Source organism: Leifsonia sp. McL0618, assembly GCF_049994905.1.
GTDB lineage: Bacteria > Actinomycetota > Actinomycetes > Actinomycetales > Microbacteriaceae > Diaminobutyricibacter.
Genome location: NZ_CP188258.1, coordinates 598,898 through 617,829, shown reverse-complemented (window position 1 = coordinate 617,829; position 18,932 = coordinate 598,898). Strand labels below are relative to the sequence as shown.

The 18,932-nt window shown below is 68.2% G+C and carries 22 protein-coding genes; 13 read left to right on the top strand and 9 right to left on the bottom strand.

Translation table 11 applies throughout. From position 1 onward, the window contains the following. The first annotated feature begins 110 nt into the window (after positions 1-110). Positions 111-566 carry a VOC family protein gene (locus ACPPVQ_RS02935; RefSeq protein ID WP_426518467.1) on the top strand — a complete coding sequence of 152 codons (456 nt, stop codon included), beginning with the start codon at positions 111-113 and terminating at the stop codon, positions 564-566. Between the two features lie 14 nt (positions 567-580). On the opposite strand, the gene ACPPVQ_RS02930 is transcribed toward ACPPVQ_RS02935, so the two are convergent. Further along, positions 581-1,117 (bottom strand): hypothetical protein, encoded by a 537-nt coding sequence (locus ACPPVQ_RS02930; RefSeq protein WP_426518465.1) that lies wholly within the window; start codon positions 1,115-1,117, stop codon positions 581-583. Between the two features lie 108 nt (positions 1,118-1,225). On the opposite strand from ACPPVQ_RS02930, the gene ACPPVQ_RS02925 reads away from it, so the two are divergent. Continuing rightward, positions 1,226-1,987, top strand: coding sequence for an SDR family NAD(P)-dependent oxidoreductase (locus ACPPVQ_RS02925; RefSeq protein WP_426518463.1), 762 nt, complete (start codon positions 1,226-1,228; stop codon positions 1,985-1,987). A gap of 47 nt (positions 1,988-2,034) precedes the next feature. On the opposite strand, the gene ACPPVQ_RS02920 is transcribed toward ACPPVQ_RS02925, so the two are convergent. Continuing rightward, positions 2,035-2,838 (bottom strand): HNH endonuclease family protein, encoded by an 804-nt coding sequence (locus tag ACPPVQ_RS02920; RefSeq protein ID WP_426518461.1) that lies wholly within the window; start codon positions 2,836-2,838, stop codon positions 2,035-2,037. 102 nt (positions 2,839-2,940) lie between these two features. Between ACPPVQ_RS02920 and ACPPVQ_RS02915 the strand changes: the two genes are divergently transcribed. Further along, positions 2,941-3,774: a ZIP family metal transporter gene (locus tag ACPPVQ_RS02915; protein WP_426518459.1), complete on the top strand. Its 834-nt coding sequence runs from the start codon at positions 2,941-2,943 to the stop codon at positions 3,772-3,774. A gap of 102 nt (positions 3,775-3,876) precedes the next feature. Here ACPPVQ_RS02915 and ACPPVQ_RS02910 read toward each other — a convergent pair whose 3' ends face one another. Then, the gene (locus ACPPVQ_RS02910; protein WP_426518457.1) at positions 3,877-4,644 is read right to left on the bottom strand and encodes a hypothetical protein; all 768 of its coding nucleotides are present in this window, start codon (positions 4,642-4,644) and stop codon (positions 3,877-3,879) included. Between the two features lie 56 nt (positions 4,645-4,700). Here ACPPVQ_RS02910 and ACPPVQ_RS02905 point away from each other — a divergent pair, with 56 nt between their 5' ends. Together ACPPVQ_RS02905 and ACPPVQ_RS02900 are read left to right on the top strand one after the other, a co-directional pair. After that, a complete protein-coding gene (locus tag ACPPVQ_RS02905) occupies positions 4,701-5,366 on the top strand; it encodes a response regulator transcription factor (RefSeq protein ID WP_426518455.1) in 666 nt (221 codons plus the stop codon). A gap of 38 nt (positions 5,367-5,404) precedes the next feature. Then, complete coding sequence (locus tag ACPPVQ_RS02900) at positions 5,405-6,397, top strand: sensor histidine kinase (protein WP_426518453.1); 993 nt, start codon at positions 5,405-5,407, stop codon at positions 6,395-6,397. Positions 6,398-6,428: 31 nt separating this feature from the next. Here the strand turns inward: ACPPVQ_RS02900 and ACPPVQ_RS02895 are convergent, their stop codons facing one another. Further along, on the bottom strand, positions 6,429-6,575 hold the full coding sequence (locus tag ACPPVQ_RS02895) for a hypothetical protein (RefSeq protein ID WP_426518451.1): 147 nt from the start codon (positions 6,573-6,575) through the stop codon (positions 6,429-6,431). Between the two features lie 177 nt (positions 6,576-6,752). On the opposite strand from ACPPVQ_RS02895, the gene ACPPVQ_RS02890 reads away from it, so the two are divergent. After that, entirely contained in the window at positions 6,753-8,300 is a 1,548-nt protein-coding gene (locus tag ACPPVQ_RS02890) for a glycosyltransferase family 39 protein (RefSeq protein WP_426518449.1), read from the top strand. Positions 8,301-8,331: 31 nt separating this feature from the next. Further along, positions 8,332-9,057 (top strand): DedA family protein, encoded by a 726-nt coding sequence (locus ACPPVQ_RS02885; RefSeq protein ID WP_426518447.1) that lies wholly within the window; start codon positions 8,332-8,334, stop codon positions 9,055-9,057. A gap of 184 nt (positions 9,058-9,241) precedes the next feature. On the opposite strand, the gene ACPPVQ_RS02880 is transcribed toward ACPPVQ_RS02885, so the two are convergent. Continuing rightward, complete coding sequence (locus ACPPVQ_RS02880) at positions 9,242-10,228, bottom strand: endonuclease/exonuclease/phosphatase family protein (protein ID WP_426518445.1); 987 nt, start codon at positions 10,226-10,228, stop codon at positions 9,242-9,244. 237 nt (positions 10,229-10,465) lie between these two features. Here ACPPVQ_RS02880 and ACPPVQ_RS02875 point away from each other — a divergent pair, with 237 nt between their 5' ends. Together ACPPVQ_RS02875 and ACPPVQ_RS02870 are read left to right on the top strand one after the other, a co-directional pair. Next, positions 10,466-11,017, top strand: coding sequence for a DUF1003 domain-containing protein (locus tag ACPPVQ_RS02875; protein WP_426518443.1), 552 nt, complete (start codon positions 10,466-10,468; stop codon positions 11,015-11,017). Positions 11,018-11,111: 94 nt separating this feature from the next. Beyond that, the gene (locus tag ACPPVQ_RS02870) at positions 11,112-11,912 is read left to right on the top strand and encodes a hypothetical protein (RefSeq protein ID WP_426518441.1); all 801 of its coding nucleotides are present in this window, start codon (positions 11,112-11,114) and stop codon (positions 11,910-11,912) included. Positions 11,913-12,101: 189 nt separating this feature from the next. Here ACPPVQ_RS02870 and ACPPVQ_RS02865 read toward each other — a convergent pair whose 3' ends face one another. Beyond that, positions 12,102-12,791: a hypothetical protein gene (locus ACPPVQ_RS02865; protein WP_426518439.1), complete on the bottom strand. Its 690-nt coding sequence runs from the start codon at positions 12,789-12,791 to the stop codon at positions 12,102-12,104. A gap of 143 nt (positions 12,792-12,934) precedes the next feature. Between ACPPVQ_RS02865 and ACPPVQ_RS02860 the strand changes: the two genes are divergently transcribed. After that, complete coding sequence (locus ACPPVQ_RS02860) at positions 12,935-13,267, top strand: DUF4234 domain-containing protein (RefSeq protein WP_426518437.1); 333 nt, start codon at positions 12,935-12,937, stop codon at positions 13,265-13,267. A 51-nt stretch (positions 13,268-13,318) separates the two neighbouring features. Here ACPPVQ_RS02860 and ACPPVQ_RS02855 read toward each other — a convergent pair whose 3' ends face one another. The 3 genes from ACPPVQ_RS02855 to ACPPVQ_RS02845 are packed head-to-tail and all read right to left on the bottom strand — an operon-like array spanning position 13,319 to position 14,957. After that, complete coding sequence (locus ACPPVQ_RS02855) at positions 13,319-13,900, bottom strand: mismatch-specific DNA-glycosylase (RefSeq protein ID WP_426518435.1); 582 nt, start codon at positions 13,898-13,900, stop codon at positions 13,319-13,321. Between the two features lie 13 nt (positions 13,901-13,913). Continuing rightward, positions 13,914-14,348, bottom strand: coding sequence for a hypothetical protein (locus tag ACPPVQ_RS02850; RefSeq protein WP_426518433.1), 435 nt, complete (start codon positions 14,346-14,348; stop codon positions 13,914-13,916). Positions 14,349-14,378: 30 nt separating this feature from the next. After that, on the bottom strand, positions 14,379-14,957 hold the full coding sequence (locus ACPPVQ_RS02845; protein WP_426518431.1) for a GIY-YIG nuclease family protein: 579 nt from the start codon (positions 14,955-14,957) through the stop codon (positions 14,379-14,381). Positions 14,958-15,126: 169 nt separating this feature from the next. Between ACPPVQ_RS02845 and ACPPVQ_RS02840 the strand changes: the two genes are divergently transcribed. The 3 genes from ACPPVQ_RS02840 to ACPPVQ_RS02830 all read left to right on the top strand — a co-directional run bounded on the left by ACPPVQ_RS02840 (position 15,127) and on the right by ACPPVQ_RS02830 (position 18,929). Beyond that, positions 15,127-16,602, top strand: coding sequence for a PQQ-binding-like beta-propeller repeat protein (locus ACPPVQ_RS02840; protein WP_426518429.1), 1,476 nt, complete (start codon positions 15,127-15,129; stop codon positions 16,600-16,602). Between the two features lie 80 nt (positions 16,603-16,682). Next, on the top strand, positions 16,683-17,189 hold the full coding sequence (locus ACPPVQ_RS02835; protein ID WP_426518427.1) for a DNA alkylation repair protein: 507 nt from the start codon (positions 16,683-16,685) through the stop codon (positions 17,187-17,189). Between the two features lie 72 nt (positions 17,190-17,261). Beyond that, a complete protein-coding gene (locus ACPPVQ_RS02830; RefSeq protein ID WP_426518425.1) occupies positions 17,262-18,929 on the top strand; it encodes an FAD-dependent oxidoreductase in 1,668 nt (555 codons plus the stop codon). The last annotated feature ends 3 nt before the right edge of the window (positions 18,930-18,932 follow it).

Genomic DNA, 18,932 nt, shown 5'->3' with positions numbered 1-18,932 from the left:
AACGAATTCTCGGCGCGATGTAGAGAACGGGCACCCCGTTCCGACCCCCTCACGTAATGCGGCCGACCGGAACCGTTCCGGACATCGCCGTCAGACGAAAGGACCGATCCATGACCAGCATCACGCCATTCCTGTGGTTCGACGACAACGCCCAGGAAGCCATCGACCTGTATGTGGGAGTCTTTCCCGGCGCACGGGTGGTCGAGCGTCAGAACGGCCCGGACGGCACGCTCTTCACCGCGACGATCGAGCTGGCCGGCCAGCGGATCCACCTGCTGAACGCCGGACCTGGGCATCCATTCACCGACGCGATCTCCCTCTTCGTGCACTGCGCCGACCAGGCCGAAGTCGATCGGTACTGGGATTCCCTCACGGCCGATGGGGGCGCGCCCGGCCGGTGCGGATGGCTCACCGACCGGTTCGGACTCTCGTGGCAGATCGTCCCTGAAGCGTTGAGTCGCCTCCTCAGCGACCCCGATCGCGAGAAAGCCCAGCGCGTGATGCAGGCGATGCTGCAGATGTCGAAGATCGAGGTCGCCGGTCTCGAGGCGGCGTACCGGGGCTGACGCGCGGCTCGCGGCTAGGCACCCTCGGGGGGATTCACCAGCAGGCCGACCCGGTCGTCGAGGTAGTCGTCGAGCGGCAGGGCCGACGTCGGGTCGAGGGCGGCGTTCCAGCGAACCAGCGCACGGCCCGCATCCAGCACCAGGGGGCCAGGAGAGGCGGCGAGCGCTGCCGCGTCCAGTTCGATCGGCCGGGCGTCGAAGTTGACGGTCTCGCCCTTCGGGAAGTGCCCACGAACGGCGGCGGCCCGGAAGGCGCGCCTGCGCTCCGCCGACTCCGACTGGTAGGCCGGGCGCCCGGGTTCGAGCACCCGCGTGATCGAGCCCGTCGCCCACAGCCCGTCCGTGGTGCCGAGCAGCAGCACGCCGAGCCGCCAGACCCGTGCGACGGGCACCATGGTGGGTTCGCGGGTGATGAGCATCACGCGGCGTGCGGGAACGAACTCGGCGAGCGCCTCATCCCGGGCCGCGGCATCGGCGAGGCGTGCCCGCGCACGCTCGAAGCTTGCGCGGACGGCGGCGACCGCCCGATCGTCGCCCGTCGACCCGTCCACATCCGGGAGCCTAGTACGCGCCCCTCTCTTGAGCGGCGTGCGGTTCCGTGCCAGTCTGCAGACTGTCTGCCACAGGGTCGTTTCGGGCCCGCAATCGGGAGGTGCGCGATGCTGCTGGACGGAAAGAACGCCATCATCTGGGGTGGAGGCGGTGCGATCGGCGGTGCGGTCGCACGGGCGTTCGCGGGTGAAGGTGCGCGGGTTCACCTGTGCGGGCGAACGCAGGCGACCCTGGATGCCGTGGCCGACGACATCCGAACAGCCGGCGGGCACGCGGAGACCGCTGTCGTCGATGCGCTCGACGAGACCCAGGTGGCCGACCACGTCGCACAGGTCGCGGACCACTTCGGAAGCGTCGACATCGCGTTCGACCTCATCTCCGTCGGCGACGTGCAGGGGACCCCGATGGTTGAGATGTCGCTCGGCGACTACGAGCAGCCGATCCGCATGTCGGTGCGCTCCTTCTTCATCACCTCCACTGCAGCGGCGCGGCGGATGATGCGTCAGCACTCGGGGGTGATCCTCGCGTTCGGCGGCGACGGCGGCCGCAATCCGGTCCGGCACTACAACATCGGCGGGTTCCAGGTGGCACTGCAGACGGTGGATGCGATGCGCCGGCAGCTCGCGGCGGAACTCGGCGGGCACGGCATCCGGGTCGTCACCATCCACACCGGTGGCGTGCTCGAGACGCTGCCCCGCGATTTCCCCGATGGCGATGTCATCGCGCAGTCGATCGTCGAACCGACGATGCTCGGCCGTGCCGCGACCCTGCAGAACGTGGGAGACGTCGCGGTGTTCCTGGCATCCGACAAGGCTGCGCCCATCACGGCGGCGTCGGTGAACATCACCGCCGGCGCCGTCGCCGACTGAGGCCGGCTTCGGCGGAAACGCGCCCCGGCGAGCTGCCGGACGGCAGGTCAGTGGCCCGGAACGGGCACGCGGATGACCGGGCACCCGGCGAGCACCCGCGCGATCGCGTCGTGCTCGGCCGGCGCCACCCACAGGTGGTATCTCGCCTTGACGGCCACCTGGTCTGCGACATACGTGCACCGGTACGACGCCTGCGGGGGCAGCCAGGTCGCCGCATCCCCATCGGATTTGCGCTCGTTGGTCGGGCCGTCGACGGCCACGAGGTTCAGTGGGTCGTTCGCCAGCTGCTCCCGCTGAAGCAGGGTCAGCTGCTGGGCGCCCGTCTGCCACGCGTTCGCGAGCGGCACCCGGTGGTCGATCTGCACGTCGGCGGAGTTCGGCCCGCGCACGAAGTCGATGGTCTTGCCGGTGTACGGGTCGTGCAGGATGCCCGTCAGCACCTTGCAGGTTCCGGACTCCGTCTTGTCCACCAGGTCACGCGCCAGGATGTCGTTGCGGGTGTCGCAGCCGTTGTGGTCCATGTCCTTCCACGCGGGGCCGAAGTCCCCGACCCGGTCATAACCGGTTTTCGGCGCCTTGCCCTTCACGGGCAGGGTTGCCAGGAGCACGCGGGCGTCTGCGGTCGCCGCAGACGGGTCGAGCGCAGGGGGCGGCGCCGGCGTGACCGGAGCGCTGGAAGGCATCGACGCCGGCGTCGACCCGTCGGACGGACCGGACGAGAACCCGCTGGGGGACGGGAAGATCGCCGTGAACGTGTCCGAAGTGCATCCGGTGACAGTGAGGAGGAGGGCGACGGAGGTTGCGACGAGAGCGACCCGGCGGGACATGGTTTCGATGGACCAAGTCTGCATCAGGGGTTGCCGCGACACGCGGATACGACGCGCGGGAGAAGTTAGGCTAGGGTAACCTAAGCCCCCCGAACGACCCCCAACCACGCCGCTGGAGCACCCTCGATGAACCTGACCAACGCTGCCATCCTCGGCGGTATCGCCGGTGTGACGATCTTCCTCGGCCTCCCCATCGGCCGGCTGGGCGCGCGCGCCGTGGGTGTTCGAATGTTGCTCAACGCGATCACGATCGGCGTGCTCCTCTTCCTGCTCTGGGACGTGCTCACCCACGCCGTCGAGCCCGTCGAGGCCGCGCTCACCAAGGCCGCGCTCGACCATTCGCAGTCGTGGTGGCCGTTCATCGGGCTCAGCTCGCTCTTCCTCGGCGGCATCATCGTGGGCCTGGTGGGTCTCGCAGCCTACGACACGTACATCGGCGCCCGGGCCAAGGCGATCGATCCGACGATCACCGACGCGGGTGGCGGCGTGCTTCACCTGCACGAGCCGGCCAGCCGTCTCGCCTTCCTCATCGCGGTCGGCATCGGGCTCCACAACTTCTCCGAGGGCCTCGCGATCGGCCAGTCGGCCGCGAGCGGCGAGATCAGCCTTGCGGTCGTGCTCGTGGTCGGCTTCGCCCTCCACAACGCGACCGAAGGTTTCGGCATCACCGCTCCTCTCGCCGGCGGAACCCGTCGTCCCGGCTGGGGCCAGCTCGCGCTGCTCGGCCTGATCGGCGGTGGCCCGACCGTGCTCGGCTCGATCCTCGGCGGACTCTTCGTCAACGACGCGCTCGCCATCACGTTCCTCGCGCTCGCGGCCGGCTCGATCATCTACGTGCTCATCCAGCTGCTCGGGGTCGCCATCAAGCTGGGTCGCGGGTACACGCTCTACTGGGGCATCCTGATCGGCCTCGCTGCCGGCTTCGCCACCGACTTCATTGTGACGGCGGCCGGGGTCTGACGCTGCTGCGCTCGGCCAGTTTCGCCGAGAGTGCCCGTACCGGTCGAGAGTGACCGTTCCGCAGGGCAATCTCGACCGGAAGTGTCACCCCCGGGGGCCGCGCTACTCCGCCTGCGCGTTCACGGCGAGCGCGGGCACCCGGGAGGCGCGATTGTGGTCGCGCGCCATGATTGCCACACACACGATGATCGCCACGGTCAGCACCGCGCTGACCAGTCCTGTGCCGAAGCCGACGCCGCCGCGCTCGGGCGGGAGCCCCAGCCAGTCGGAGAACGAAGCGCCCAGTGGTCGCGTGATGATGTACGCGAACCAGAATGAGAACACGGCGTTCCATCCCCAGAACCGGAACCCGAGCGCCGGGATGGTGATGATCACCGCGAACAGGATGCCCGAAGCGAGGTAGCCGAGGTGGAAGGTCGTGGCCGTCAGGTCGCCGGCCGCCGTGCCGAGCGCAAAAGTCACGAGCACCGCTGCCCAATAGAACATCTCGCGCGCACGCGTGTTGATGCTGTGGATCGACAGTGTCTTCTGCGTCGCATACCAGAGCGCGAAGATCGCGGCGAGCGCGACGAGGAAGCAGCTGGTCGATACCGCATAGGGAACGCCGAACTGCACGTGGATGACGTCGGCCACCATCGTGCCGAAGACGCTCACCATCACGACGGCGAACCAGTACACCCACGGCAGGTACCGCTTCACGGCGAACTGCAGCACCAGGGAGGCGGCGAAAACGACGAATCCGATGGCGACCGCGACGGGCGGGTCGATCTGGTGCACCAGGAAGTCGGAGGTGGTCTCGCCCATGGCGGTGGTAAGCACTTTGGTGATCCAGAAGATCGCCGTCACTTCGGGGACTTTGTTTCGCAGCACCTCCCTACCCTGCCATTCAGTCTCTAAGAATCGGCCAAGCGTTAGATTGAGCAGCGATGGACGAGAACCGACCCCGCCTCCTGCTGATCGAGGACGACCCGCAACTGGGTCCCCTGATCGAGCAGGTCCTCGCCGAGCATTACGACGTGGTGCGCGAGGTCGATGGCGATGCCGGTCTCACAGCCGGGCTCGGTGACGAGTTCGACGTGATGGTCGTCGATCGCCGGCTTCCCGGGCGCGACGGTATCGCCGTCGTCGAGGCGTTGCGTGCCCGCCGTGTCGTCACACCCATCCTGATGCTGACCGCGCTCGGCACGGTCGCCGACCGGGTGAACGGTCTGGATGCGGGCGCCAACGACTACCTGGTGAAACCGTTCGAGTTCGACGAACTCCTCGCCCGCCTTCGCGCCCTGCTCCGCACGTTCACGGGCGAGGGGCCGTCGCTGTCGATCGGCGCGTGGGAGTTCTTCGCCGAGAGCCGCTGTATCTATTCGCCGTATGACGGGCGCATCCAGCTGACCGTGCGCGAGAGCGCACTGCTGAAACTGCTGGCCGAGAATCCGCTGCGAACGTTCAGCCGCAACGCAATTCTTCGAGCCGTCTTCGAAAGCGACGAGCAGCCTGGAACCGTCGACACGTACGTGCACTACGTGCGACGCAAGACGGACAAGGACATCATCGCCACCGTTCGCGGCGAGGGCTACCGGCTGGGTCAGCTATGAACGGACAGGGCCGGAGTACACAAGGCGGGAGGGATGCGGTGGTCGACAGCGACACGCGTGCCGTTCGCCGCGCATCCCGGTTCGTCGGGCTCTGGATCACGATCGCATCCGGCGCCCTCGTCATCGCCGCGGTCGGCGCGGCATTCTTCTTCGTCCTCGACCAGCTGCGGCCGTCAGAGCTCAGCGAGAAACCGCTGCCCGGCGAGCACAAAATCTACATCGACACGACTGAGGCGCTGACGGCCTTCATCATCGTCGGCGTTCTCGCTGTCGCGATCGCCGGCGTGCTGAGCCTCGTGATCACCCGCCGGGCCGTGCTCCCGCTGGGTCGCGCCCTGCGCATACAGCGAACGTTCGTCCAGGATGCGAGCCACGAGCTCCGCACACCGCTCGCCGTTCTCGACGCGCGCCTCCAGATCCTGCAGCGGGGTCTCGACGAGAACGACCCCTCCCGCGAGACGGTCGAACAGCTCCGCGATGACACCCGGACACTGATCGAGATCGTGAACGACCTGCTGCTCGCGGCCGACGCCGACGAGAACAGCAGCTCATCCCTACCGGTGCCGGTCGAACCGGCGGTGCGGAGCGCCGTCGAGGCGATGGCCGTTCTGGCCCGTCCGCGCGGGATCGAGATCGCGCTGACGGCTGAGTCCGCCGACGGCGATGCCACGGCGCCGGCGACCCGCGTGCCCGAGACCAGCCTCCAGAGGTGCGTGACGGCCCTGCTCGACAACGCGGTGGCGCACTCGCCGAACGACACGACCATCCGCGTGCACGTGAAGACCGAGCGGCGCGAGGTCGCGATCTCTGTCGCAGACGAAGGCCCCGGCATCCAGGGGATCGAGCCGCGACGCATCTTCGACCGGTTCGCCCACGCGGCACCCACCAGCGCGCCTGCCCTGCCGCGGACGAGCTTCGGGATCGGGCTCGCACTGGTGCGTGACATCGCCACCCAGCACGGCGGCACCGTCGAGGTCGCGGCGACCTCGGCCGAAGGCACGACACTCGTTCTCACCCTGCCGCGCGCCTAGCGAGGGCGAACGCGCGTCAGGCGACCGCCCGTCAGTCGAACTCGGTGATCTGGTCGCCGTCGAACGTGTCGGCGTCAGCATCCTCGTCGGTGTCCTCCATCACGACGAGCGCGACGGCGTAGGCGAGGGAGGCGATCACCACGGCCAGGGACAGACCAAGAACCGAGGCCAAGTTCATCCGTCTCTCCGTTCGCATGAGTCCATTCCTCCGCCCACCAGCATCCGCGCCCACCTCCCAGATGCCTCCAAGAAACTGAGCGCATTCACAGGCCGGACCCTTCTTGGAGCTTTCTGGGAGGACTATGACTGGACTGGAGGGGTCGACCGAGAGGTATACGCCGGCTGGAGGTCCTGCATGTCGAAGACCATCGATCGGACAACGAAGCCCGCACCTGTCACCGCAGTCCGCGCATCCGTGCCGCTGCGCTATCGTGCTGCGCTCTTCGGGGTCGCCGGCGTGGTCGTCGCAGCGTGGGGTTCGTGGGTTCCGTCGTTGTGGGGCGACGAAGTCACCAGCCTGATGTCGGCTGAACGCCCGCTCCCCTCACTCTTCGCGATGCTCCGCCACGTGGATGCGGTGCACGGCACCTACTATTTCGGCCTGCACTGGTGGGTCGCGGTGTTCGGGCCGTCGCCCTTCTCGATCCGGTTCCCGAGCGCCATCGCCGTCGGGCTCATGGTCGCCGCCGTCGTGGTCGTGGCGACCAGGGTCGGGTCGGCGAGACTCGGCGTCATCGCGGGCGTCGTCTGCTTACTTCTCCCCCGGGTGACGTACATGGGCGAGGAGGCACGATCCTTCGCGTTCAGTGCGGCCATCGTCGCGTGGCTGACGGTGATCCTGCTCGAACTGCTGCGACGCGAGTCGGCCCCCGTCTGGCTCTGGATCGCCTATGGGGCCCTTCTCGCTGTCGGCATCTACGTCTTCCTGTATGTGGCGCTCTTCGTGCTGGTGCACGCGGTGACCCTCGTGGCCGTGCGAGCACCGCGGCACCTGCTCGTGCGGTGGGCGACAACCGCCGGCATCGCCGCGGCGATCACCCTCCCGCTGGTGGTGTTCGCCGTGCTCGAGCGCAAACAGATCTCCTACCTGGCGTCGCATGATCAACTGAGCCCGGACACGGTGTTCAGCTCGCTCTGGTTCGGTGCCCCCTGGTTCGCGGCGGCCGCCTGGGCGCTCATCGTGGTGGCCATGGTGGATGTGGTCCGGATGCGCGTTCGGCGCGCCGAGGCCGGAGTGCGGCCCCCGTTCTTCGAGACCACGCGCACCCCGTCGCTCGTGTTGGTCGCATCCGTCTGGCTCTTCCTTCCGACCCTGGTGCTGGTGCTCGGGAGTGCGGCGATCCCTGCGTTCACGGCCCGCTACGTGTCGTTCTGCGCGCCGGCCGCGGCGCTCCTGATCGCCTGCGGCATCGAGGTGCTCGCACGCGGACGGCGCTGGGTCGACGCGGTCGCACTCGTCGCTCTCGCGGCGCTGGCGGCTCCGATCTACTTCGAGCAGCGCACGCCATACGCGAAGAACGACAGCGACTGGGCGGTCATCAGCAGCGTCATCGGATCGCACGCGGTCGCCGGCGATGCGGTCGTGTTCGATGAGGGCGCGCATCCGTCGAAGAAGCCGCGCATGGCGATGCACGCCTACCCGGCCGGCTTCGTGAACACCCGCGACGTCACCCTGGACGTGCCGTACACGGCGAACAACGGATGGGCGGACCGAGCGTACAGTGTGGCGCATGCAGCCTCCCTCGGACGTTTCGACGGCATCCGCAGGGTGTGGCTGCTCGAATACGTCAACGGCGGCAAGGCCGACACCTACGGAACGGGCGACCTCGAACGGCTCGGGTTCGAGGAACGCGGCGCCGTCATCCACACCCACCGCGGGCTGATCGTCGAATTCACCCGCTGAACTGCTCCTGCTCCCCGATCGAATGGAACCCATGCTCCACGCACTCCACGCCGGCCTGCTCGACCCGCAATCCCTGATCGACGCGTCGGGCGGCTGGGCGCTCCTCATCATCTGCGCAATCGTCTTCGCTGAGACCGCACTGCTGATCGGCTTCTTCCTGCCCGGCGACACGCTCCTCTTCTTCACCGGCGTTCTCACGTTCACCGGACACATCACGCAGCCGCTCTGGGTGACCATCCCTGCGATCGCCGTCGCCGCCATCATCGGCGACCAGGTCGGCTACACGATCGGGCGGCGCACCGGGCCGGCGGTCTTCGAACGCCGGGAAGCCGGACTGTTCAGCAGGGCGAGCGTCCTGCGAACCCAGCACTTCTTCGACCGCTTCGGACCGGCGGCCGTTTCGATCGCGCGGTTCGTGGCGGTCGTGCGCACCATTGCACCGGTCGCGGCCGGCGTCGGTCACATGCGCCGGGGCATCTTCACCCTGTTCAACGTGATCGGTGCAGTCGTCTGGACGATCGTGGTCGTGCTGCTCGGGTACTGGCTCGGCCACATCCCCGGCGTCGCCGACTTCGTGTCGAAATACCTCGACTACATCCTGATCGGCATCGTGGTGATCTCGATCGTGCCGTTGCTGATCCGGCTGCTGGCGTCGCGGAAAAGGCGCCGCGCGCGGGGCGGCGCTGGCGCGAACGGGGCGGCGGATGCTGCGGCGGCTGCAGATGTCGAGTCTGCCACGGACGCCGACCGCCGCTGACGACCGGTTCGCACTTCGTGAACGCCCCGACCTTCCCGACGCCTGAGGGGTGCCGGTGCGGGAAGGCCGGGACTCGCGCAGTGACGCTTTGGGTGCGCACTGCGACAGAAACGACGCTAAGCCACCAGCGGTTTTCGCGGCAGGGATTGACTTACAGCCCCGGCGTGCATCCGCCAGGCGTTGCTCAGCGGCGCGAGAGCACAGCGAACACGGGCCGGTGCCGCGCACCCGAGCCATCCGCGTCGGTCAGCACCGTGAAGCTGTCGACCTGCCAGTCCGGTGTGACGAGGATGTGGTCCAGCGGCATCGCAAGCCAGGTCGGCACGGCGGTGGGCCAGCTTCCGACGCTCCCGGCGTGGACGACTGCCGCCGCATCCCGGCACGCCCCGAGGCCGCCGTCGCCCAGCTCATCGAGCGTCGCATTGAAGTCGCCCGCGACGATCGCGTCGCCCCGGCTGCACTCGTCTGCAACCCATGCCAGCTCGTCACGCCAGGCTGCGTTGCCGCGCAGCGTCGGCTGGTCGGCGTGCAGAGCGACCAGTGCGGGCTGGCCCTTGTCGTCCGGATGCAGCACGAGCGTCTGAGAACCGACCGGCTCGCCGGCGCCCGTGGTGTCCCGCCGACCGAGCGACGCATCCGTCAGCACCAGAACCTCGTCACCAGGAACCGAGCTCGCGACCATGGCGAGGTGCCGGCTCGCGAACGCATCGACGACCGCCGACTTCTCCCGCTCATCGATGGCCGGCAGCACGATCACGTTGGCGCGCAGCGAGGTCGCTTCGGCCGCGATGGTCTGCGGCGCGACGAGGTCGCCGTTGGTGTTCCACGACAGGATGCGCAGCTGCCCCTGGCCGCTGAGCGCGGGTTGCGTGTTCGCCACTCCGCGGGCGAGCACGATCGGCGCACTGATCGCCGTCGTCACCGCCAGCGCGACGGCGAGCGGAAGCGCAACGAACCGGACCGGTCGGATGAGGCTCACGGCGAGCGCGACCAGCGCGCCGACGCCGGCCGCGATCGTCAGCGCATTCCTCGGACCGAGAACCCCCGCGATGATCGGCACACGGGCGACCCCCAGGATGTCCGCGAAACCCAGCACCATCGCGACCGCGACGATGACGCCTGCCGCCCACCACCATCCGCCGCGTTGACGGCCGGCACGGTCATCGGCCATCGGAGTTCCCGCCGATCCGGTCGAGGGCCAGCGACTCATCACGATTCGACCTCGGGATCCGGATGCTCGTCCGGTCGCGAATCGAGACCGTGAAGGAACCCTACCTGTGGGAGCGCATTTCAGAAAAACACCCTTCAAGGGGCGCGTCGACCAGCCTCGTTCCCAGCCAACGTCAAGCCTTCGCAGTACGCTCACCTCACTGGCGGGACGGACCCGCCGTGAGCCTGGAGCAGAGCGATGTCGCAGCCGTCTTCCCCGTCCGGAACATCCGGATCACCGACCCCCCAGAACACGAGCGGCCCCGCCACCGCCACTTCACACGTCCCGGAGCACCGGCGCCCGTACCTGAGGCCCAGCCGCCTGCTCGCCAACATCCCGCACGAGAATCTGCACCCTGCGGTACTCGCCGAGGCCCAGCGTCGCGCCTCGAGCATTCAGCTGCGGATCGCCGACGCGATCACGGCGTTCGCCGGCTCGATGATGTTCGTCTACCTGCACATCGTGCTTTTCGCCGTGTGGATGCTCGTGTTCGAGAAGAGTCCGTGGCCGACGCTGACGCTGATCGTGTCGCTCGAGGCGATCTTCCTCTCGACGTTCGTCATGATCGGGCAGAACCGCCAGTCAGGCTTCCAGCAGACGAAGGCCAACCACGACTACATCGCGCAGCAGACGCTGCTCGAGGAGAACACCGAACTCACCCGCGCGATCCACACGCTGACGAAGGAAATGCACGCACGGATGCTCGAGGGCGGGACGCCGTCCGCCGATTCCCCCGATACATCCCGCTAGCGCATTCTTAGTCGGTTCTTGTCGACGCTTCCGTACGTTCGGAAGTTCGAATCACGTCGCACCACGGATGCGCCCCACCGACAGGAAACCGCCGATGAGTTCCACCCGCCTGCACAACCGCGTCACCTTCAACAAGGTCCCGGACCCGACCTGGGCCTTCTGGGTCATCAAAGTCCTCGCAACAACAGTCGGCGAGACCGCAGCCGACTTCCTGAGCACCACCCTCAACCTCGGACTGACCAACACGACCATCGTGATGGGTGCACTGCTCGTCGTCGCACTGGTGTTCCAGTTCAGGTCGCGGGCGTACACGCCGGCGCTGTACTGGATCGCCGTCGTCCTGATCAGCATCTTCGGAACCCTGATCACCGACAACCTCACGGACAACCTGGGGATCAGCCTCGTCGTGACGACCGTGGTCTTCGCGATCGCCCTCGCTGCGACGTTCATCGTCTGGTATGCACGCGAGCGCACCCTTTCCATCCACCAGATCGACTCGACCACCCGCGAGGGCTTCTACTGGCTGGCCATCCTGTTCACGTTCGCTCTCGGAACCGCTGCAGGCGACCTGCTCGCGGAGCAGTTGAACCTCGGATACCTGGCCTCGGTCGGCGTGTTCGCCGCGGCGATAGCACTGGTCGCGCTCGCCCACCACGCCTTCAAGCTCAATGCGATCGCGGCATTCTGGATCGCGTATGTGCTGACCAGGCCGCTCGGCGCATCCCTCGGCGACCTGCTGTCGCAGCCGAAGGCCGACGGCGGGCTCGGACTCGGAACGGTCGTAACCAGTGCGATCTTCCTGACGGCCATCGTCGCGCTCGTCATCTTCCTGAGCGTGGTCGAGCGTCGCACGCTTCGCGCGTCGAGCGCGACACTCGAGGCCGAGCGGGTCTAGCTCAGCCCGGCGGCGTGCACCCGCCCGTTCGGAACGTGCCCGCCAGCTCGACCTGGCGGGCACGCCTCGACCTGGCGGGCACGCGCACAGGCAGCCAGGCCCCGGGGGGCGGACAGGCCGGGGGCGGACAGGCCGGGGCGGCCGGCAGGCCCGGGGCGGCTGGCGCACCGGCGCCCGCCTCGGGCGCGGCTACCAGGCGGAGGCGGGAGCCTGCACGACGTCGACAGGGCTCGTGCTCCAGTGGGCGCCGTTGGCGTAGTGGCTCGAAGACCACGGCGACGCCCAGATCGCGGCTGCGGTCACGTCGGGTGACGCGCTCGCGGCGAAGCCCGCGACGATGTCCGGGTATCCGCGCTGCAGGTTCTGCGCCGCATACTTCGCCGCCGTCACGAGGTCCGGATAGCTTCCGAGACCCGCGCCGCCGCCCGAACCGTACCCGTTGTTCAATGGGTTGTTGCGGTTCCACCAGTCGGGCGGGCCGTTCTCCTGGCGCATCCACCTGAGCATCACGGTCACGTTGTTGTCGCTCTGCGGCCAGCCGCCGAACATCATCACGAGTTTCGCCCAGTCGGCGTTCGTCGCGTTGGTGGTCAGTGTCTGAACGCCGTCGGTGGCACTGCTGTCGTCTCGTTTCACGGGGGGCGCCGCGACATGGGCGTCCACGTAGTACACCTGAACGGGACCGTGCGACGTCGACGGGAGGGTCGCCGCCTGGGCAGGCCCGGTCGGCGCGATCGACAAACCGGCCACGAGCGCAAGGGCGGTCACACCCACTCCGATGCGGTGGTGGACGGCCCGCCTGACGATCGCTTTCGACACCACGATCGGGCGGCGCGCCGAGCGGCGGCCGTGCGATCGGGTACGGTGTCGGGTCTGCATACCCCATCGAGGCTAACAGCCGCCCGCCCGGACCGGAATTCGAGCGGCCGCCAGAACGCCCCGGATGTGCCCTGTATACGGGCTTTCTGCGACTTCTCTCAGATCGATATCATTGCGCGATACCCGACTCGATGAGGAGTTCCGTGAAGCGTCGTTCCCCCGCGGCCGTTTTCTTTCTACCCTTCCTTACCCTGGGCATCTACTGGATCGTCTGGCTCGCCAGGACCCGTGGCGAACTGAAGTCCAGGGATGCGGACGTGCCGACGACGTGGCTCTACATCGTGCCGATCGTCAACATCTGGTGGCTCTGGAAGTTCTCGGCCGGCATCTCACGGATCACCGGCAGGAGCACGGCCGCGCCGTTCGTCCTGATGTTCCTGCTCGCCAACATCGGAGCGACGTTCGTACAGGCGGGCCTCAACGCCGCCGATGAACCGTACTTTCCGGCGATCGGCGACCTGCAGTACAGCTCGTAGTCGTCAGGCGGTCGGCTCGTCAGGCGGTCGGGTCGTCAGGCGGCGAGACGGTCACGCCGGTTCCGGATACAGATCAAGACCGGCGGCGGATGCGATGGCCCGGTAGGCCTGGGCGAGGCTCGCGAGCGATTCGTGTGCGTTCAGGCCGCTCGGATTCGGTGCCACCCAGACCTGAGCGTCACCCCAGGTCTCGTCCTGCCTGCCCACCCGCGCATCCGGTCGGTCGAAAGCGACGCGGTACGCGGTGATGCCGAGCACGGCCACGACGGCGGGCCGGATGCGCTCCACCCGCTCCCGGAGCGCGCTGCCCCCCGCGATGAGTTCGTCTCGAGTGAGTTCGTCGGCCCGCGCGGTCGCAGACGGCACGATACTCGTGATGCCGAGGCCGCGCTCCAGCAGGTAAGCGCGATCTTCGGGGCGGAAACCGTCGGCAGCATCAATCACGCGGTCGGTGATTCCCGCGCGGTACAGGGCCGGATAGAACCGGTTGCCGCGCTTTGCGAAATGGGCCTGCACGGCGACAGTGAGCAGGCCGGGATTGATCCCGACGAAGAGGAGCCTCGTGTTCGGCCCGACCAGGTCGGGGAGGGTCCCGCCGCGGAAGGTGAGCAGCTCAGCCCGCGAGATCGTCACCCGGTCACCGGAATCACAGGTCCCGCGTCTGGCCGATCAGCAGGTCGACCCGCAGACCGCGTCGCGTCGTGACGATCTCGGCAGGGATGCGCAACGGCTTGTTCGCGCGTTCCAGACGGCCGAGCGCTTCGGCGATCGCGGGCTCCAGCCCGCGCGGAACGGTTCCGACCACTCCGCTGACACGCCGCCCGGTGAAGAGGCGCAGTTCCATCGGGGCATCCGTGCGTTCCTCCTCGATGGTGCGCTGGCCGCCCGCCGTGTGCACGTCGCTGCCGTTCTCGTCGAGCACGGTGCGCAGTTCGTCCTGGTAGGGATCGCTGCCGGCGAGCTGGATGCGCAACTTGGCCGATCGTGGCACGAAGTCGAACTTGAAGTCGTTGAGCGAGCCGCTTCCGCGATCGTTCTTCGGAAAGGCTGCGTCGTTGGCGGGGTTCCGCGGGGGCGTCATGCCTCTATTCTTACGCCTGCGTGCCACCCACTAGCCGCTGAGGGCGATCCGCCTGCTGCGCCACGACGCGTACTGCGCCCACGGATCTTCGACGCCGGCCTGCAGCTGCGCCACGTGCTCGCTCAGCGCAGGACCGGTCTCGAACCATTCCGTGCGTGGGATGCGCAGGTCGGCGAACTGCGCATGGCGACGCTGTTCGAGCATCCGCCCCCCGAGCTCGAACGCCAGCACCTCGTGATGAGGGAGCGCCGCGATCCGCTGGCGCGGATTGTTCGACGTGCCGATCTTGATGCGGTCGTCGAACCGCAGGTAGTAGACGACGTCGACGCGCACCTCGACGATCCCCTGGTCGGGCAGGTCGCCGACGCGCCACTCGCACGCGGCACAGATCCAGCCCGACGGGTAGCGGATGCCCACCCGGCGACCGCAGGCAAGGCACGGCGATGGCAGAAGGTCGGTGACGCCCACATCGCGGGAGACCCAGTCGTATGCGTCGAGCAGGTGATTGCTGCAGAGGCTGAGGGGCGAGCCGGGCTCGACCTGTTCGGGGCAGGGGCGTCCGTCGCCCAGCATGATCGAGCATCCGCCCTCTGCCTGTTCTGCGCCCATGCCGGAACAGTACCCGCGACGTCCGACGCTGCGCGCCCGCCCGCCCGTCGCGCCCGTCGAGCCCGTCGCGCACGTCGAGCACACGAAAAAGCACGTCATTTCGCGGGAATGCCATGTCTTTCCCTGTGCTCGACGGGCGCGACGGGCCGCGAAGGCTTACGCTGACGCCATGACCAGCGGGCCGCACGCCGTCGGACTCCGGGGCTGGCGCGCGCTCGGAACCCTCGCGGCATTGCTGGCCGCGCTCGGGCTGGCTGGATGCACTCCCGCAGCACCTCACGCGGCGCACACGTCGGCCAGCCACCCGCCGGCGGCGAGGCCGACGCCCGGTGCGACGGACATCCGCCCGCCTGTCACCCTCACGATCCCCGGGGTGAACGCGTGGCTCGGCTACCATGCCGACTCCGCCAGGACCGGGGCGCTCGCGGCGAGTCTCCCCCACGCCCCGGCAACACGTGCATGGACGGCGAACCTCGGCGGTGCCGTCTACGGCCAGCCCGTCGTCGCCGACGGACTGCTGATCGCCGCGACGGAGACCGACCAGGTCGTGGCTCTCAACCCGGCCACGGGGCAACTCGCCTGGTCTGCGTCGCTCGGCACGCCGCTGACGAACGTCGACGCGATCGCGGGATGCGGGAACATCGATCCGCTCGGAATCACCAGCACACCGGTCATCGACGCAGCGACCGGAACGGTGTTCGTGGTCGGCGAGGTCAGCACCGGCGGGGGCGCCGTGCACCATCAGCTCGAAGGCTTCAGCATCCCAACCGGAAAAGTGGTTCTCTCCGAGGCGGTCGATCCGTCCCTGCCACCGGGTGAGAGTCCGGTCAACCTGTTGCAGCGCGCATCGCTGGCGCTCGCCAACGGGCGCGTCTACATCGGCTTCGGCGGAAACTTCGGCGACTGCGGCGAATACCACGGGTGGGTGGTCGGCGTCGAGGAGTCGGGTCCGCCCGACCCGGTCTCGTTCGAGGCGGCTCCGGATGGCCAGGGAGGAGCGATCTGGATGGGCGGCGGCGCGCCGGCCATCGATGCGAACGGCGACCTCTACGTCGGCACGGGGAACGCGAACCCCGATCCGCCTGCCGGCGGTCCCGACCCGCTCAGATTCACCGAGAGCGTGGTGAAACTCTCGCCCACGCTCCAGCCCCTCGCTGCGTTCAAAGACCAGACGGCAGGCGGTGACGAAGACCTCGGAACGGGCAATCCGGTGCTGCTGCCCGATGGCAGGTTGTTCTCGGTCGGCAAGACGGATGTCGGCTATGTGCTCTCGCAGTCGACCCTCGCCCAGACCGCGGCCATCCACGGGATCTGCGGGAGCGATCCGGACGGAGGACCGGCCTACGATGCGGCCACCGGGCGGATCTTCGTGCCCTGCCGCGGCGGCGGCATCCAGCCGGTCGACCTTGCGACAGGTGCGGTGGGTCCGCTGATGAGCGGGGCCGATGGCTCCCCCACCCTCGTCGGCAGCACACTCTGGGCGGCGCAGTACCCCGACGGAACCCTCAGCGCGTACAACGCGCAGACCGGCGCGCTCCTGCAGACGATCAGTGTGGGTTCGTCCGTTCCGAATTTCGCGACCCCGGCAGTCGCGGACGGCTTTCTGTACCTCGGCACCACGTCCGGCGTCGTGGCGTTCCGCTGACGACGTGCCGGCCGCGGTATCCCGACCGTTCGCGATTCGCTAGATCCGTGCCTGTACGGAACCTGACCGAGAATGGTCAGGTGAGTGCTGCCGCAGAATTCGTCGACGCCGCCCTCCAGCGCGAGGGCGACGGGTATCGTGCCGTCGATGCGAAGTCGCGGCTGGGCAGCAACCTCCGTTTCTACGGCGCATCGGTCGGGGCCGTGCGCGGCACGGTTCGGGATGCACGCCTCCGGTACCGCGACCTGACGCACGACGACGTCACTGCGCTCAGCTCCGAACTGTGGGCCGAGCCTGTGTTCGAACGGCGTCTCGCAGCAGTCGTGCTGCTGCAGTCGAACGTCGCCCTGCTCGGCAACTCCGACCTGACGCGCATCGAAGGATTCTTGCGGGATGCAGCGCTGCCCGCGCTGGCCGACCCGCTCACGCAGGACGTCATCCGGCCTCTGCTCGACCGCCTGACCGGTATCGCACAGCAGCGCGCGCTCGCCGTCGTCACGCGCTGGGGGCAGGACGAGAATCCGTGGCTGCGCCGCGCTGCCGAATCTGTGCTGTCCTCACATTCGGCGGGCGGAACGCATCCATAACCGACCGGAGCGAGACGGGCTTCCGGGCAATAGGATCAGTCCCGTGTCCACTGTCACAGTGCGAGTTCAACGGTGAGCGACAAACCCGTCTTCCGCGTTCCGGTCGGAACGGCCGCCAACCCGGTCCTCGACCCCGAAACGCTCGAGCGTCTACTCGATCTCGGCGTCTCCGAGGACTTCGAGAAGGGCGCCCGCCTCTTCAGCGTCGGCGATTCCGACATCGACATGTTCGTCGTCGAGTCGGGCCGGGTCAACATCATCCGCGAAGCGACCGTCTCCTCGCCCGAGCGCGTGATGGCCCAGTGGCAGAAAGGCGAATTCCTCGGCGAACTCGCCATGCTGACCGGGCAGGCCTCGCTGCTGACGGCGCTCGTCGTCGAATCCGGGCGCGTACGCCGCATCAGCAACGCCACCTTCAAGCAACTCATGTCGAGCGACGGAACCCTCTCCGCGTTGCTCCTCGCAACCTTCCGGGCGCGTCGCGCCCTGCTCATGGCCGCAGCGGACAAGACGACCGAGATCCTCGGATTCGAAGGGTCGGCACAGGCGATGGCGCTGCGAACATATGCGTCGCGCATGGAGTTGCCGCATCGCTGGCGTGATGTGACGACCGAGGCGGGTCGGACATCCCTCGCGGCGTCGGGCAAGACCGAGGCCGATCTGCCCGTCGTGGTGACCCGTTCGCTCGTCCTCACCAATGCGACCACGAGACAGCTTTCAGAGGCGGTCGGACTCGCCTACCGGAGCAAAACCGGTGACCACTTCGACCTGGTCGTCGTCGGTGCGGGCCCCGCAGGACTCGCCGCCGGAATCTATGGGGCGTCAGAAGGTCTGTCGACGCTGGTCCTCGATGCGATCGCACCCGGAGGCCAGGCCGCAGCGAGCTCCCGGATCGAGAACTACCTCGGCTTCCCGTCCGGAGTGTCGGGTGCCGAGATCACCGAGCTCGGCATCGTCCAGGCGCTCAAGTTCGGCGTCCGGCTCTCCGCGCCGTCCGAGGTCGCCGACCTCGTCGCCCATGCCGACCGCGCCGAGATCACCATGACCGACGGTGAGAGCATCACCGCACGTGCGATCATCGTGGCGACCGGGGCCCGGTACCGCCGGCTGCCCCTCGAACGTTGGAACGACTTCGAAGGCGGGAGCATCTTCTTCGCCGCGACGGAGCTCGAGGCCCGCACGTGTTCGGGCAGGCCTGTCGCCGTGGTGGGCGGGGCGAATTCGGCGGGCCAGGCTGCGATCTACCTGGCCGACCTCGGCAGCCCGGTCCACCTGATCGTGCGCGGCGCCGCAATCGAATCGAAGATGTCGTCGTACCTGGCCGACCGGGTCACGGCGCACCCGCGCATCCACATCCACACCGCAAGCGACGTGACCGAGCTTCGCGGCAACGCACACCTCGAGTCGATCACCATCACCTCGTCGGAGACCGGGGACAGCGCCGACGTCGAAGCCACAGCGCTGTTCTGCTTCGTCGGGGCCGTTCCCGGAACGTCGTGGCTGCCGAATGTCGAACGCGACGCCAGCGGCTTCCTGCTGACCGACGTGGACTTGCCCGCCGACGCCGATGGAGCGGCCTGGTCGGCACTGGCGCGGCGTCCGCTGGCGTTCGAGACGAGCATCCCCCGCGTGTTCGCGGCCGGGGATGTGCGCCACGGCTCAATGAAGCGGATCGCGGCCGCGGTCGGCGAAGGCGCGAGCGCTGTCGCTTCAGTGCACCGGGCACTCGCGGCGGTCTGAGGC

Excerpts from the sequence above, each read along its gene's own strand:
- ACPPVQ_RS02935 (WP_426518467.1), top strand. The coding sequence starts at position 111 with ATGACCAGCATCACGCCATTCCTGTGGTTCGACGACAACGCCCAGGAA.
- ACPPVQ_RS02925 (WP_426518463.1), top strand. The coding sequence starts at position 1,226 with ATGCTGCTGGACGGAAAGAACGCCATCATCTGGGGTGGAGGCGGTGCG.
- ACPPVQ_RS02920 (WP_426518461.1), bottom strand. The coding sequence starts at position 2,838 with ATGCAGACTTGGTCCATCGAAACCATGTCCCGCCGGGTCGCTCTCGTC.
- ACPPVQ_RS02915 (WP_426518459.1), top strand. The coding sequence starts at position 2,941 with ATGAACCTGACCAACGCTGCCATCCTCGGCGGTATCGCCGGTGTGACG.
- ACPPVQ_RS02905 (WP_426518455.1), top strand. The coding sequence starts at position 4,701 with ATGGACGAGAACCGACCCCGCCTCCTGCTGATCGAGGACGACCCGCAA.
- ACPPVQ_RS02895 (WP_426518451.1), bottom strand. The coding sequence starts at position 6,575 with ATGAACTTGGCCTCGGTTCTTGGTCTGTCCCTGGCCGTGGTGATCGCC.
- ACPPVQ_RS02890 (WP_426518449.1), top strand. The coding sequence starts at position 6,753 with ATGTCGAAGACCATCGATCGGACAACGAAGCCCGCACCTGTCACCGCA.
- ACPPVQ_RS02885 (WP_426518447.1), top strand. The coding sequence starts at position 8,332 with ATGCTCCACGCACTCCACGCCGGCCTGCTCGACCCGCAATCCCTGATC.
- ACPPVQ_RS02880 (WP_426518445.1), bottom strand. The coding sequence starts at position 10,228 with ATGGCCGATGACCGTGCCGGCCGTCAACGCGGCGGATGGTGGTGGGCG.
- ACPPVQ_RS02875 (WP_426518443.1), top strand. The coding sequence starts at position 10,466 with ATGTCGCAGCCGTCTTCCCCGTCCGGAACATCCGGATCACCGACCCCC.
- ACPPVQ_RS02870 (WP_426518441.1), top strand. The coding sequence starts at position 11,112 with ATGAGTTCCACCCGCCTGCACAACCGCGTCACCTTCAACAAGGTCCCG.
- ACPPVQ_RS02865 (WP_426518439.1), bottom strand. The coding sequence starts at position 12,791 with ATGCAGACCCGACACCGTACCCGATCGCACGGCCGCCGCTCGGCGCGC.
- ACPPVQ_RS02850 (WP_426518433.1), bottom strand. The coding sequence starts at position 14,348 with ATGACGCCCCCGCGGAACCCCGCCAACGACGCAGCCTTTCCGAAGAAC.
- ACPPVQ_RS02845 (WP_426518431.1), bottom strand. The coding sequence starts at position 14,957 with ATGGGCGCAGAACAGGCAGAGGGCGGATGCTCGATCATGCTGGGCGAC.
- ACPPVQ_RS02840 (WP_426518429.1), top strand. The coding sequence starts at position 15,127 with ATGACCAGCGGGCCGCACGCCGTCGGACTCCGGGGCTGGCGCGCGCTC.